The sequence below is a fragment of the bacterium genome (assembly GCA_026708015.1).
Lineage (GTDB): Bacteria > Actinomycetota > Acidimicrobiia > Acidimicrobiales > Bin134 > Poriferisocius.
Window position 1 is genome coordinate 52,809 of the sequence record JAPOVT010000018.1, and the last position, 14,508, is coordinate 67,316.

Consider the following 14,508-nt stretch of genomic DNA (forward strand, 5'->3'; position numbering starts at 1 on the left):
TCCAGAGAAACGGGCCTCCTAGTGGCCCGTCTGCGATAGAACCTTGCCGTGGACGACAGGACAACGGCGGCGGACGGGGCGGAACTCGGCTCGATGAGCAGTGTGATGGGTGATCTCGCCGTGCGAGTGGCTGAGGTGGCCCGGCGCTACGAGGACACCGACCGAGAGGACGTGGCCTTTGAGCTCTACGAGGTGGAACGGAGCCTCCGGGGGGCCACCCGCCGGCTCGACCGGCTCACCCGGAGTCTGTAAATCTGCAATCCTACAAAGGCCCATCGAGCTGACCGGGAGAAGAAATGTTCAATCTGCGCTTTGATCTGCGGACCCCTCCGTTCACCGATGCAACCCACGGGGATCAGTACCGGGCGATGTTGGAGATGGTGAAGTGGGCCGACACCCGGGGCTTCGCCGGGGCCATCACCAGCGAACACCACGGCACCGAGGACGGCTTCATGTCGGCACCGCTGGCTATTTCGGCAGCCATCCTGGGGGCCACCGACAACCTGATGTGTACGCTGTCGGCCCTCCTGGTGCCCTATCACGATCCCCTGCGGCTGGCCGAGGACATCGCCACCATCGACTTGATAGCCCCGGGCCGGTTCATAACCATCGCCGGTTTGGGCTACCGGGAATTCGAATTCGAGATGTTCGGCAAAGACCGCACTCGTCGGGGCCGCGACACTGAAGAGGCCATCAAAGTCATGCAGCAGGCCTGGACCGGGGAGCCGTTCGAGTACGAGGGCCGCACCGTGTGGGTAACCCCCAAGCCGGTGACCCAGCCCCACCCCATCGTCATGGTGGGCGGATCGGTACCGGCATCGGCCAAGCGGGCCGCCCGGCTGCGGCTGCCCTACATGCCCCCCATCGGCGACCAAGAACTGGTAGACCTCTACTACGCCGAGGCCGCCGAGATCGGATTCGAAGGGGCATTCGCCATGGCCCCCGACGGTCCGGGACTGGTGCTGGTTACCGAGGACCCCGACGCACTGTGGGCCAAGATCGGCCCCAACATGCTGTACGACGCGGCGGCCTACGCCAGCTGGCAGTACCCCGACCAGCGCTCGGGCTGGCACGTGGAGGCCGAGGACATCGCCGGCCTCAAGGCCTCCGGCCAATTCGAGGTGCTCACCCCCGACGAGTGCGTCGAGCTGGTCCGCACCAAGGGCGCCGCCACCCTCCACCCGCTGTGCGGCGGCATCGACCCCGCCATCGGCTGGGAGACGCTGGAATTGGTGGTCGACAAGGTCATGCCCGCCTTCGCCGAGGGCGCATAACCCCGGCGCGGGCCGGAACCCGCTAGCCTGCCAGGTCGTCGATGATGGCCCGGCCGACGTACTTGCCGGACTGGAGCTCGTCGAAGATGGCGTCCAGCTCCGACAGGGGGCCGGTGCGCCCGACGTGGGTGGTCACCTGTCCGGCGGCGGCCATGTCCACTAGCTCCCGCATGTCCTGCACCGTGCCCACTGCGGAGTAGATGAGGGTTGCGTCCCTCATGAAGAACTCGAACGGGTTCAACTCGATATTGCCCTCGCTGGTGGGGGGCAGCCCCACGGCCACAAACAGCCCTTTTGGCCGCAGCAGCCGGAACCCGAGGGTGAAGCCGGCCATCGCCGCGGAGAACACGATGCTGGCGTCCACCCCGCCGATCTCACTCGTCACCTGTTCAAGGGCGTCGTCGGCGCTGACCGCCATGTCGGCGCCCAGCGACTCGACAAACTCCAGCCTGGCCGCGCCGATGTCGACGCCGATCACCTTGTAGCCCAGCGCCTTGGCGATTTGCACTGCATAGTGGCCCAGCCCGCCAGCGGCACCGATGATGGCCACCCAGCGGCCCGGGGGCACCTGGTTGCGGAACAGCTTCTTCACCGCCCCGTAGGCGGTGAGCCCGCCGCAGGCCAGGGCGGCCTGGTCGTCGCCCACCGACTCGGGCAGCACCACCAGCGACTTGGCCCACACGCAGAACTGCTCGGCGAAGGTGCCCATGATCCCCTGGGTCTGCGGGCAGTGCCGGGGCTCGCCCCGCAGGCAGAACTCGCAGGCGCCGCACCAGAATCCGCCGCCGGTGCCCCCGAGCCCGAGGATCACCCGGTCGCCCACCTGGCTGTAGCGCTCCGCCCCCGGCCCCAGCGCCTCCACCACGCCGATGGCCTCGTGGCCCAACACCTCGATGCCCGAGACACCGACCCAATCACCCCGGGCCAGGTGGAGGTCGGAGTGGCATACCCCCGAGGAGGTGATGCGAATCAGCGCCTCCTCAAAGCCCGGCTCCGGCGCTGTAACGTCCAGAATACTCAGGTTGCCGTCCACCAATCGTGCTGCTTGCATGCCGGTTTTCTCCCGTCTTGTCCAGATGCGAATGCCAGATGACACCCTAGTGGCCCGCAGGTCTTTCATCTTCGGCCAGCCTGTTCCCAGACGGACCACTAGCATGGCTCGCCAACTCGGGGGTTGATCATCAGTGATGGCCGCAACAAGGACATTGACGGCAGTTGCGGCGATCTTGATCGCTACTGCGGGGCTGGGGCTTGCCTCCACCGGTCCAGCAGTGGCCGTGTCGGCGGCCGAAGTGTGCTCTGACCACCACGATTTCGGCCTAGAACCCATTCCGGTCGCCAAAACTGCCGACGGATCGACCGAACTCGCCCAAGTGCACTGGCGGTGGAACGAATCCATCGGCTGCTACCTCAGCCTCGACAACCAGGCCATCAGCATCCTGCGAGCCCACGCGGCCGAACTCACCTCGCCTGCCGCCACCAGCCACGAGACTGCGGCCCGGTGCTTCGAACACCACCACTTCGGCCAGCAATCCGTGCCTGTAGCGAAAACCGTCGAAGGAACCACTGTGCTGGCTCAAGTGCAATGGAGATGGGACGACTCCATCGGCTGCTACCTCAGCCTCGACAACCAGGCCCTCGAGACAATCCGTGCCGCCGCGGCCATCCCGATACCCACCTTCACTGCCATCTCGGCAGGTCGAGCCCACACCTGCGCAGTCCGCATCAACCAAGCCATCGACTGCTGGGGCGACAACAGCAACGGACAAGCCAACGCCCCCGAGGGCCTACACACCGCAATAGCCGCCGGAGGATCACACACCTGCGCGCTCGACACCGACCAAGCCATCGACTGCTGGGGCGACAACAGCAACGGACAAGCCAACGCCCCCATTGGCCAACACACCGCAATAGCCGCCGGAGGATCACACACCTGCGCGCTCGACACCGACCAAGCCATCGACTGCTGGGGCGACAACAGCAACGGACAAGCCAACGCCCCCATTGGCCAACACACCGCGATCACCACCGGCAACTTTCACACCTGCGCGCTCCGCAGCGACCAGACCATCGACTGCTGGGGCTGGAACGGCAACGGCGAAGCAAATCCGCCTATCGGACGCTATACCCAAATCGATGCCGGTGGATCACACACCTGCGCGCTCCGCAGCGACCAGACCATCGACTGCTGGGGCTGGAACACATTCGGGCGACTCGATGCACCGCCGGGCCCGTTCGCTGTCGTGGCCGCTGGCGGCGAGCATTCGTGTGGCTTACGCTCCGATCAGACCATCGACTGCTGGGGGTCCAACAGCGACGGCCAAGCAGAAGCCCCCCCTGGGCAGTTCACGGCAGTTGCCGCGGGAAGGCTCAATTCTTGCGCCATCCGCACCGACAAGACCCTTCAGTGCTGGGGCAAGAGCAGCTCGGAGCAGATCAAGGTGTCGGATGACAGGTTCCTTTCCGTCGATGCCGGGCACTGGCATACCTGTGGTTTGAGAAACAACCACCGCATCAAGTGCTGGGGCTTGAACGCCAGCGAGGTGGCCAGCTCGCCCACTTGGTACTTCAACACGGTCTCCAACGGGGGTGGGCACTCGTGCGGACTGACGCCCAACCAGCTCATCGAATGCTGGGGACACAGCATCAGCGGGGCGACCGATGCCCCTGCGGCGCGATTCGCCCAGGTTGTGGCGGGCTACCTGTTTAGCTGTGGGCTGAACACCAAGGGAACCGTGGAGTGCTGGGGCAACAACGACCAGGGCCAAACCGACGCGAGGGCGAGCCGCTTCGAATCCATCGCGGCCGGCAGCTTCCATGCGTGCGGAGTGCGGGAGAACGACTCCATCGTCTGCTGGGGGAACAACGACCACGGCCAAACCGACGCCCCCGACGGCGAGTTCTCCGCAGTAACTGGGGGTGACGCCCATACCTGTGGACTTCAGGTTGACAGCTTCGTCGTGTGCTGGGGAAACAACGATCGCGGCCAGACCGACGCCCCGGTAGCACGATTCTCCTCCGTGTCGGCGGGAATATCCCACACCTGCGGGTTGCGCACCGACCAAACCATCCAATGTTGGGGAGACAACAGCAACGGTCAAGCTGCTCCCCCCGATGGCCGCTTCACAGCTATAAGTGCAGGCATGTGGCACTCCTGCGGCGTGCGCGTCGACCGAGCCCTCATCTGTTGGGGCAGCCTGGCCGGGTTCTTCAGGCCCTAGGCCAGCAGACTCCAAGCTTGCAGTATAAGGCTGTGCCCGATCATCTCCCGGCTGAGGGGCAGAACGACGCCAGCACGCACTCGTGGCATCGGGGGCGTCGGGCGATGCACACCCGGCGGCCGTGGAGGATGAGCCGCAAGGAGAACTCGCCCCGCTCGGCGGCCGGCACCATGGGGTTCAGCTCCAATTCGATCTTCACCGGATCTTTGTGCTCGGTAATCCCCAGCAGCCCGGTGATGCGGGCCACATGGGTGTCCACCGGCAGGCCGGGCAGTCCCAGGGCCACGCTGCGCACCACGTTGGCAGTCTTGCGGCCCACCCCCGGCAGGCTGACCAAATCGGACATCTTCCCCGGAACTTGGCCGTCGAAGTGGTTGACCAGATCCTGGGCCATGCCCACGATGTTGCGAGCCTTGGTGGCAAAGAAACCCGTAGAGCGGATCAACTCCTCCACGTGGGCCAACGGCGCTTCAGCCAGGGTCTCTGGTGTGGGATAGGCAGCGAACAAGTCAGGTGTGACCATGTTCACCCGCTTGTCGGTGCACTGGGCCGACAAGATGGTGGCCACCAGCAGTTGGAACGGGTTCTCATGGTCCAGCTCGCACACTGCCTCGGGATACTCCTCGGCCAGAAGCTCGTGCGTCCGCCTGGCTCTGCCTTTGGGGGTGCGTGGCCTCGCCATCGACCGCATGGTAACGACCCTGACTCTTAATTCGGCAATGGGAGTCGCAACCGTGGGATTTGCCCGGAGTCGGCGATCGGGGCCGCTACCGTGGGAATTGCTCGGAGTCGGTGATTGCAGCGCTACCGTGAGGATTGTGACGCTGACGGTTTCCCGACCCCACCAGGGAGAGTTCGCCTGGTCCGTCACCATCGCCCCCGACGTGGCCCGGGACGAAGCCACCGCAGGCCAGATCCAGGAGGTGATCGCCGGCGCCGAGTCCGGCGAAGCGGTGCAGCTCTGGATCGAGCAAGCCGCCGACCCCGACGACGCTTTCGCCGCCGACCTCGGCTTTGATCCGTACCGGGACCTGTGGCGGATGCAGCGGCCGCTGCCCGCGCCGCGCGCCACCATCGCCACCCGGGCCTTCGTGCCCGGCGCCGACGACGAGGAATTCCTCGCGGTGAACAACCGGGCATTCCACTGGCACCCCGAACAAGGGGGCTTGACTGCCGCCGATTTGGCCGAGCGCATAGCCGAAGCCTGGTTCGACGCCGAGGGCTTTCGGCTCCACGAGCGAGATGGCCGCCTGGCCGGATTCTGCTGGACCAAGGTCCACCCCGATGAGACGCCGCCAGCCGGCGAGATCTACGCCATCGCGGTGGATCCCGACTTCCACGGCCAAGGACTGGGCAAGCCCATGACCCTGGCCGGCCTCGACCACCTGGCCGACCAGGGGCTCACCGTGGGCTTTCTTTATGTGGAGTCGGACAACGATCCCGCGGTGGCCACCTACCACCGCCTGGGCTTCGACCACCGTTCCACCAACCGGGCCTACCGGTGCATTGTGGAATGAGCTCGGACTCTTCACTCCCCCAGTGTCAGGACAAGGTGGCTGTCCAATGAGTGCCGACCCCTCGCTGCCTCAAGGCCAAGACAAAGTGGCGGCGGTGCGGTCGATGTTCGATGCCATCGCGCCCCGCTATGACATGTTGAACCGGCTTTTGACTTTCAGCATGGACTGTCGCTGGCGGAGACGGTCGGTGCGGGAGCTGGGGCTGCCCGCGGAGTCCCTGGTGTTCGATCTGGCCTGCGGCACCGGTGATCTGTGCCGCGACCTGGAGTCCGCCGGATACCGGGCCGTGGGATTCGACCTGTCGGCCGGCATGCTCCGGGCGGCCCAGAAGTACCGCGACTCGGGCAAGCTGAGCGCCCCGATGGTGCTGGGCGACGCCCTGTGCCTTCCGGTCCCTCCGGAGAGCGCCGACGGCATCACCTGCGGGTTCGCCCTGCGCAACGTGGTGGATCTGGACGCCCTGTTCGCCGAGCTGGCCCGGGTTGTGCGCCCAGGAGGACGAATCTCATTGCTAGAGGTGGCCGAGCCGTCGAACCCGATCATGCGGCTGGGCCACCGCGTGTACTTCGGCAAGGTGATCCCGTTGATCGGCGGTTTGCTGTCGGACCGGACCGCCTATGAGTACCTCCCCAAGTCGGTGGCCTACATGCCCCCCACCGAGGAGATGCTCGACCTCTTGGCCGGGCGCGGTTTCGACGCGGTCCAGCATTCGCCGCTCTCCGGGGGCATAGCCCAGCTGGTCACCGCCACCCGAAGGCACTAGCCCAGAACCTCCCATGTCCCTGCTGGCCCAGCACATCCCCGCCGACGACCCCGACCAAATGGCGCTGACCGACCAGCAGACCACCCTGAGCTGGGCCGAGCTCGACCAGATGATGAACCGGGCGGTCAACCTGCTCCACACCCTCGACCTGGGCCCGGAGCGGCGGCTGGCGGTGTTCGCCGAGAACTCAGCCGAAACGGTGATGGCCTATGTGGCCACCGCGCTGGCGGGGGTTTCCGCCGTACCGGTGAACTTCCACCTCACCCCCGACGAACTGGCCTACATCCTGGATGACTCGGCTTCGGCCTTGCTGCTGGTAGGCCCCGAGACGGCAGAGCGGGGCGTACAGGCCGCCCAATCGGTGTCGAACAATCCCGGCGCACCGCCCATCGCGGTGATGGGCTGGCGCTGCGCCGACCACCCCGAGGTGGCTTCCTGGGAAAACGGCCTGGCCACTGCCCTACACGAGCCCCCGCCCACCGACATCCCGCCGGTCCCCCACTTGTTCTACACCTCAGGCACCACCGGGCGGCCCAAGGGCGTGGACGCGCCACCGGCCCTGTTCCGGGGCGGGCGAACGGTGGAGGAGTACTTCGCCACCTGCGCCACTCCCAACGCGGCCATCGGCACCCATTTGGTGGTGGGGCCTATGTACCACGCCGGGCCGTTCTCGGCCACCAGAAACCTCATGGGCGGCGCCCCAGTGGTGGTGATGGGCCGGTTTGATGCCGAGGCCACTCTGGCGGCCATCGACCGCTACCAGGTCAACGCCATGTTCATGGTGCCCACCCATTTCACCCGGTTGCTGGCCCTGCCCGCCGAGGTGAGGGCGCACTACCGCACTGACAGCCTGGTGTCGGTGACCCACAGCGGCGCGCCCTGCCCGGTGTCGGTAAAGCGGGCCATCATCGACTGGCTCGGGCCCATCGTCTCTGAGGGATACGGCTCCACCGAGGTGGGCGGATCGTGCCACATCAACTCCGAAGACTGGCTGGCCCATCCCGGCTCGGTGGGGCGCCCGGTTCCCCCCTTTGAGGTGCTCATTGTGGACGAAGACGGCAACGAGCTGCCGCCAGGCCAAGAGGGACGGGTGTACTTCACCGACACCAGCGGCCGGGGAATCAGCTACCGCAACGACCCGGAAAAGACGGCGGCTGCCCACCTGCGACCCGGGGTGTTCACGCTGGGCGAGATCGGCTACACCGACGAGGACGGGTTCTTGTACCTCACCGACCGCTTCTCCGACATGGTGGTGTCGGGCGGGGTGAACATCTACCCCGCCGAGACCGAGCAGGTGCTGGCCGAACACCCCAGTGTGGCCGATTCGGCCTGCATCGGCGTGCCCGACGAGGAGATGGGCGAGCAGCTCAAGGCCCTGGTAGTGCCCGCCGACCCGGACCACCCGCCCGCAGAAGCCGAGATCATTGCCTTCTGCCGCGACCGGATCGCCCACTACAAGTGCCCTCGATCGGTTGAGTTCATCAGCGAAGAGCGCTTGGGCCGCTCCGCAATGGGCAAGATCAACAAACAGGCCCTGCGGGCCCCGTATTGGAAGGGATAGCTGTCTAAGGAGGGCTAGGCCGATACCGCCAGGCCAATCGTCAACAGAGTTCCGAACACCAGATGCAACCGGGCGGTGTGGTTGAGCAGGGGGGCCTTGGGCGCTGACGAAAAGGCCAAAACCACAGCGGGGATGGCCAAACCGAGAGCGGCCAGTGTCAGCGGTGTCCAGGAGCGGGCAATGGCAAGCACGCCGCCCACCGCGAAAGCAGCCGCCACCAAGGCGGCGTAGAGCCAGGCGGTGCCCCGGTCGCCCAAGCGCACCGCCAAAGTCCGTTTGCCCGCGGCCTGGTCTTGGGGAATGTCGCGCAGGTTGTTGGCTACCAGCAGCGCCGAGGCCAAGAGCCCCACCGGCACAGAGGCGGCCGATGTCAACCCGGTCAACTCTTCGACCTGCACAAAAGCCGTGCCGGCCGTGGCCACCATACCGAAGAACACGAACACCGCCGCCTCTCCCAAACCGGCATAGCCGTAGGGCCGCTTTCCCCCGGTGTAGTACCAACCAGCAACAATGCACGCCAGCCCCACCGCAATAAGCCACAGTGCCGCCACGATGGCCAGAACCAGCCCAGCCACCGCCGCTACCCCAAAGGCTCCAAACGCGGCCCGCTTCACCACATCAGGCGCCACCGCACCACCGCCCACCAGCCGGGCCGGGCCCAACCGGTTGGCATCGGTGCCCCGAATCCCGTCGGAGTAGTCGTTGGCGTAGTTCACCCCCACCTGGAGGGCCACCGCTACCACCAGCGCCGCCGCCGCCCGCCCCCACACCACGTCGGGGGCAGCCGCAGCGGTGCCCACCGCCACCGGCACCAGTGCGGCAGGAAGGGTTCGGGGCCGAGCCCCCTGGATCCACAGCCGAATCATCGGGCCATGTCTAGCCCATCGCCCGAGTTCGTTAGTGTCGGAGCCATACGAGTTTTGAAGACGTGAGGGATTCCGAGCCATGAACCGACTCGGGGCCGAGACCAGCCCCTACCTCCGCCAGCACGCCGACAACCCGGTGGACTGGTACCCGTGGGGCGAGGATGCCTTCGCCGCGGCCCGGGCCGATGACAAGCCCATCTTGTTGTCGGTGGGCTATTCGGCCTGCCACTGGTGCCACGTCATGGCCCACGAGTCGTTCGAAGACCCCGAGACAGCCAAAGTCATGAATGAGCTGTTCGTGAACGTCAAGGTGGACCGCGAGGAGCGCCCCGACGTGGACACCATCTACATGGAGGCCGTCCAAGCTCTCACCGGCCGGGGCGGCTGGCCCATGACCGTGTTCATGACCCCCGACGGCCGCCCGTTCCACGGCGGCACCTACTACCCCCGGGAGAGCCGGGGACAGATGCCGTCGTTCACCCAGATCATGCACCGGATCCAAGACGTGTGGGTTAACCGCCGCGAAGACGTAAACAACCAGGCCGACCATCTCACCCATTCGCTGAACCGCACCGCGCTGATCCAGCCCGACCCCCAGCGAGCCCCGGCCGGAACCGGATCGGAGACCCTGAGACAGGCCACCGCCGCGCTGCGCCAGCAGTACGACGCCGCTTGGGGGGGCTTCGGCGGCGCCCCCAAGTTTCCCCAGACCATGAGCCAGGAGGTGCTGTTGCGCTCCTACCTGCACAGCGGCGACCAGGACGTGCTCAACATGGTGATCAACTCGTTGGACGCCATGGCCTCGGGGGGGATCTACGACCACCTGGGCGGCGGTTTCAGCCGCTACTCGGTGGACGCCCAGTGGATCGTGCCCCACTTTGAGAAGATGCTGTACGACAACGCCCTGTTCGCCCGGCTGTACCTGCATGCCTGGCAGGTGACGCGCCGGCCCCGTTTCCGCCAGGTGCTGGACGAGACCATTGGATTCGTGCTGAGAGATCTGCGCCACGACAGCGGCGGCTTCTACTCGGCCCTCGACGCCGATTCCGAGGGCGAGGAGGGCCGGTTCTACGTGTGGACCCCCGATCAGATAACCTCGGTGCTGGGCGACGACGCCACGGAGTTCATGGCCTGGTTCGGAGTGACCGAGGCCGGCAACTTCGAAGGCCACAACATCTTGTGGCGACCGGTGCGGGGCGACCTGCTGCGCCCAGCCAGCGTGGAATTGAGCCGGGAGCGGCTGCTGTCGGCCCGCAACCTGCGCATTCCCCCCGGCCTGGACGACAAAGTGCTGCTGGAGTGGAACGGCCTCATGCTGGCCACTTTGGCCGAGGCCGCCGCAGCCACCGGCAACCAGCAGTGGATGGAGGCGGCCATCAAGAACGGCGGGTTCCTGCTCGACCGGTTGCGCCAACCCGACGGCCGGTGGCTGCGCTCCTGGCAGGCGGGCGACGTCGACCGCCCGGCCCAAGCCCGCCACCTGGCCTACGCCGCCGACTACGCCGCAGTGGCCGACGCCTTCACCCGCCTGGGCGAGGCTTCCGGCCAGGCCCGCTGGATCGACGAGGCCACTCAGACGGCCGACGGACTGCTGGAGTTGTTCTGGGACCACGAGCGGGGTGGGGTGTTCACCACCGGATCGGACGCCGAAGAGCTGATATGCCGTCCCAAGGAGATAACCGACAACGCGGTGCCCTCGGCCAACAGCGCTGCCGCTGTGGCCTTGCTGCGCCTGGGCACCCTCACCGGGCAAGACCACTATCTCGATCGGGCCCAGGACATCCTGGCCCTGCTAGGCGAAGTGGCCGCCAACCACCCCAGCGGCTTCGGCCATTTGCTGGAAGCGGTGGACATGAACGCCACCGGTCTCACCGAAGTTGTGATTGGCGGCGACCGCCCCGACCTGGTGGACGCGGTGCGTGAGAGCTACCGCCCCAACACCGTGTTGGCCTGGGGAGAGCCCTACGACTCCCCCCTGTGGGAAAACCGCACCGACGGGCTGGCCTATGTCTGCCGCAACTACACCTGCGAGGCCCCCGCCGAAAGCAAAGACGACCTGCTTGCCCGACTGTAGCGAGAATGCGCTGTATAGGGCTAGGGATTCACCAGAAGCACCCCAGCCTGGGATAAGCTATGGGGCCGCGAACGGAATGTCGCGCGGACTGCAACGATGGAGGGCAAAATGTCCAACGGCACCAGCAAACCGAGGCGGGCATTGCAGTTGGGCGGTGCGCTCATTGCCATAGTGGCACTGGTAGCTGGCATCACCGCGATCGCGTCTGCGCAGACTGCGCAATCGCGCTACTACTCGGGGGATATCACCGGCCCCGACTACTGCGTCAACAACAGCCTGGGTGGCCCCAGGACCTACCCGTTCGACCAGGACCGCGACGGAATTGCCGATGTATGCTCGCTGCCCACCACCCGCCGAGAAACTGTGGCCCGACAAAACGCCATGGAGCTGTTGGCTTTGGACCTCCCGGCCCGCTTCGGCCAGCTGTTCGCCTACGAGTGCGCCAATGTGGCCGCCACCTATGGCGAACCGGTGAAAGAAGCCCAAGATGAGTGCGCCGAGCCCCGGCGAGCTGATGCTGCCGGACAGCGCATTCCACAGGTTCCGCTGTCTCGCGTCTCGCCGGTACTTGTCACAACTTGGCCCAGTGGATTCTTCTCTGGGCCTGTCGTTACCGGCCCCAACTTCTGCCTGAACCGGAGCCTGGGCGGTCCGGTGACTTATCCGCTAGACGTCAACGGCGACAACGTGGCCGACATCTGCTCGCTGCCCACCACCCGCCGGGCCACCATCGCCCGCCAGAACGCGCTAGAGCAGCTCTCCCGCGAGCGAGACAACCTGTTTGACTCGTTGTTCGCCAGCGAGTGCGCCCGACTGCTCAGCACCACATTCGGAGAGCCCCAAGAGGCCACCGACGAATGCGCCGACCCCTCCGGCACCGGAAGGCCGCTCCCCGGTGACGAGGACGAAGACGACACCGGTACTGGTGGTGCCGGTGGCACTGGTGACACCGGCACCGACGACGAAGAAGACACCGGCGGCTCCCAGGGGCCGACTCGACCTACCCAGAGTATCTCTTCTCCGACGGCCACAAACCCCGGCACCTATAGCAAGCGGGCCGCTCAGGATTTGTTGCTCGCCCCGAGTGACCGTTCAATTGTGGCGAGTTGGGACCCGGTTACCGCCGATGATGACGACACCGACGCGAACAATGATCCGTACGACGCCAACGACGTTTTCGAATACAAGGTGCAATACAGCACCAGCAGCAGCATGTCGGGCAGCAAGGAGCTTGTGCTCAAGCTCAACACTGATGGCTCAGTTTCGGGCACCCAACCCGACAACTGCGGTACCGAGAGCGCCGGTCATTCCGAGTACCAATGCCCGATTCCCCAGCTGCGCACGGACACCACCTACTACGTGCGGGTCTTGGCCAATCGGGGTAATCCCAACTCCACAGGGTCAGGTAACAACGCCACCCGTGACTACTGGACTCCCACTCTGGCGATCAGGACGGGGATCGCTGGCCCGCCGAGATGGGTCGACCAAGATAACGATGAGGCCGGAGTTCAAGCGCTGGTTAGCCAGGAATACGGCGAGATATCGGCATACTGGGATCACCCGGCCGAGGGCAATAGCGCAATTTTGAATTATACCATTCAGTGGGGCACCAGTACCAGCTTCGCCAACAACTGCGGCACCAGTAGCAACTGCGAGCAGCATAGAGTTTCGAACTCGACCACGGAATACACCATCACTGGCCTAACCAATAAGCGTACCTACTACGTGAGAATCCAGGGGGCCACCTCGAATGGGCCTGGCACATGGTCACTCACCCAAAGGCTCGCATTGACCAGTGACCTGAAGGACCCCGGTGCGCCGAGAAACGTCAGACTTACCACAGTCGCACCGGGCACCAGCTTGCAGGTGAACTGGGAGGGGCCGCTGATCAATGACAATGACCCTGCGGCAACCGGTTACCGGGTCCAATGGCGCAACGTGAGCGATAACGAGAACTGGTCCCCATCCAGACGGCAGTCGCCAGCTATCACTGCCGGTACCCTGACTCACACCATCACCGGCCTATCAAGCTTGGACTTGTACGAAGTACGGGTCCTAGCCATCAACGACAGGGTGGGTGGACCGTGGTCTTCCACAGCCAGGATCACCCTGGGAGTCGCGGGAACTCCCTTCAACATTGCCGCCATGCCCAGTGGCGACACCATCACTGTCAGCTGGGCCAATCCGCCTAGCTCGCCAGCGGTGGATGACATCATCATTCAGTGGGACACCAGTCGCAGCTTTGCCGCCAATTGCGGAGCCGACGCCTCCTGTGCCGAGGACACGCTGGCATCCAGTGCAACGACTTTCACAACACCAAGGTTGAGCACCAACGTCGTCTACTACATCCGGATGCGCTCCATTAACGGCAACGGTCCCGGTCCGTGGTCGCAAATAGTCTCTGCTGAGCCCGGCACGCTAATGGCTCCGACCAGCGTTACCGCCGCTGAAGACAACCAAGGCACAGCAGATGATCCCACCAACATCAGGAATCTGGATTTGAGTTGGACATACGCCGAAGAGGCTGGCAAGCCCACCTTGAATGGTTTCGCCCTTCGGTGGCGTCAAGTCGGATCAACGAGTTGGAGTTCCACTCGGAACATCTCGCTGGCTCAAGCCGGTTGCCCGACGACCGCGACCGGTCATCCCTACTGCTCCGGCGGGTACAGCTACGAACTCACCGGTCTGACAACTGGCGTGTACTACGAGGTTCAGATATTGGCGCGAAACAGCTACGGCAACGGCCCGTGGTCGGTCACGCCTGATGCCGACCCGATAACTAGTGCGGACAACATACAAAGTCCGGGTTCGAGCTTCATTCCGTCAATTGGGGCCATCACCTCTGGCACCGACGCCAGCAGCCGGCCAACCGTTCAAGTGACGTGGAGTGTGCCCAGCAGCTCCTTGACCGTCAACCGCTACTACGTGCAGTGGCGTTCTTGTGGCACCAGCGGCTACAGCTGCGGTGGATGGGGCTCGAGTCAGACCGTGGCTACCACCGACACGCTTGAGTCGCTATACCCAGCGACAAGCCTGCGTGACGGCATATATTACCAGGCCCGTGTACGGGCAAATGGCGCCAGCTCCAGCGGTGGCAATAGCGCCTTCGATGAGTCAGACCGATACCTGGTGACCATTGACAACAACGACACACCAGACCGAACGGACGACACGGTTACTGTCGGTACCCCAATCACTAATCCGTAGGCTTTTCCCTGAAATTCGTGAGAGT

11 protein-coding genes are annotated in these 14,508 nt (G+C 65.1%); 8 read left to right on the forward strand and 3 right to left on the reverse strand.

Annotated elements, in window-relative coordinates; all coding sequences use genetic code 11:
• Positions 1-48: 48 nt before the first annotated feature.
• Both OXG30_03830 and OXG30_03835 read left to right on the forward strand, forming a co-directional pair.
• Positions 49-252: a hypothetical protein gene (locus OXG30_03830; protein MCY4134026.1), complete on the forward strand. Its 204-nt coding sequence runs from the start codon at positions 49-51 to the stop codon at positions 250-252.
• A 44-nt stretch (positions 253-296) separates the two neighbouring features.
• Positions 297-1,274 carry an LLM class flavin-dependent oxidoreductase gene (locus OXG30_03835; GenBank protein MCY4134027.1) on the forward strand — a complete coding sequence of 326 codons (978 nt, stop codon included), beginning with the start codon at positions 297-299 and terminating at the stop codon, positions 1,272-1,274.
• 22 nt (positions 1,275-1,296) lie between these two features.
• Here OXG30_03835 and OXG30_03840 read toward each other — a convergent pair whose 3' ends face one another.
• Positions 1,297-2,325 carry a zinc-binding dehydrogenase gene (locus tag OXG30_03840; protein MCY4134028.1) on the reverse strand — a complete coding sequence of 343 codons (1,029 nt, stop codon included), beginning with the start codon at positions 2,323-2,325 and terminating at the stop codon, positions 1,297-1,299.
• Positions 2,326-2,461: 136 nt separating this feature from the next.
• Here OXG30_03840 and OXG30_03845 point away from each other — a divergent pair, with 136 nt between their 5' ends.
• The gene (locus tag OXG30_03845; GenBank protein MCY4134029.1) at positions 2,462-4,495 is read left to right on the forward strand and encodes a hypothetical protein; all 2,034 of its coding nucleotides are present in this window, start codon (positions 2,462-2,464) and stop codon (positions 4,493-4,495) included.
• A gap of 40 nt (positions 4,496-4,535) precedes the next feature.
• Here the strand turns inward: OXG30_03845 and nth are convergent, their stop codons facing one another.
• The gene (gene nth, locus OXG30_03850) at positions 4,536-5,177 is read right to left on the reverse strand and encodes an endonuclease III (GenBank protein MCY4134030.1); all 642 of its coding nucleotides are present in this window, start codon (positions 5,175-5,177) and stop codon (positions 4,536-4,538) included.
• Between the two features lie 136 nt (positions 5,178-5,313).
• Between nth and mshD the strand changes: the two genes are divergently transcribed.
• From mshD to OXG30_03865, 3 genes are read left to right on the forward strand one after another with little or no spacing between them, the layout of a single operon-like run.
• On the forward strand, positions 5,314-6,012 hold the full coding sequence (gene mshD, locus OXG30_03855) for a mycothiol synthase (protein ID MCY4134031.1): 699 nt from the start codon (positions 5,314-5,316) through the stop codon (positions 6,010-6,012).
• A gap of 46 nt (positions 6,013-6,058) precedes the next feature.
• On the forward strand, positions 6,059-6,775 hold the full coding sequence (locus OXG30_03860) for a ubiquinone/menaquinone biosynthesis methyltransferase (protein MCY4134032.1): 717 nt from the start codon (positions 6,059-6,061) through the stop codon (positions 6,773-6,775).
• A 13-nt stretch (positions 6,776-6,788) separates the two neighbouring features.
• On the forward strand, positions 6,789-8,336 hold the full coding sequence (locus tag OXG30_03865; protein MCY4134033.1) for an AMP-binding protein: 1,548 nt from the start codon (positions 6,789-6,791) through the stop codon (positions 8,334-8,336).
• A 14-nt stretch (positions 8,337-8,350) separates the two neighbouring features.
• Here OXG30_03865 and OXG30_03870 read toward each other — a convergent pair whose 3' ends face one another.
• Positions 8,351-9,202, reverse strand: a complete 852-nt coding sequence (locus tag OXG30_03870; GenBank protein ID MCY4134034.1) for a 1,4-dihydroxy-2-naphthoate polyprenyltransferase — start codon at positions 9,200-9,202, stop codon at positions 8,351-8,353.
• Positions 9,203-9,281: 79 nt separating this feature from the next.
• Between OXG30_03870 and OXG30_03875 the strand changes: the two genes are divergently transcribed.
• Complete coding sequence (locus OXG30_03875; protein MCY4134035.1) at positions 9,282-11,276, forward strand: thioredoxin domain-containing protein; 1,995 nt, start codon at positions 9,282-9,284, stop codon at positions 11,274-11,276.
• 96 nt (positions 11,277-11,372) lie between these two features.
• Positions 11,373-14,483: a fibronectin type III domain-containing protein gene (locus OXG30_03880; protein MCY4134036.1), complete on the forward strand. Its 3,111-nt coding sequence runs from the start codon at positions 11,373-11,375 to the stop codon at positions 14,481-14,483.
• The last annotated feature ends 25 nt before the right edge of the window (positions 14,484-14,508 follow it).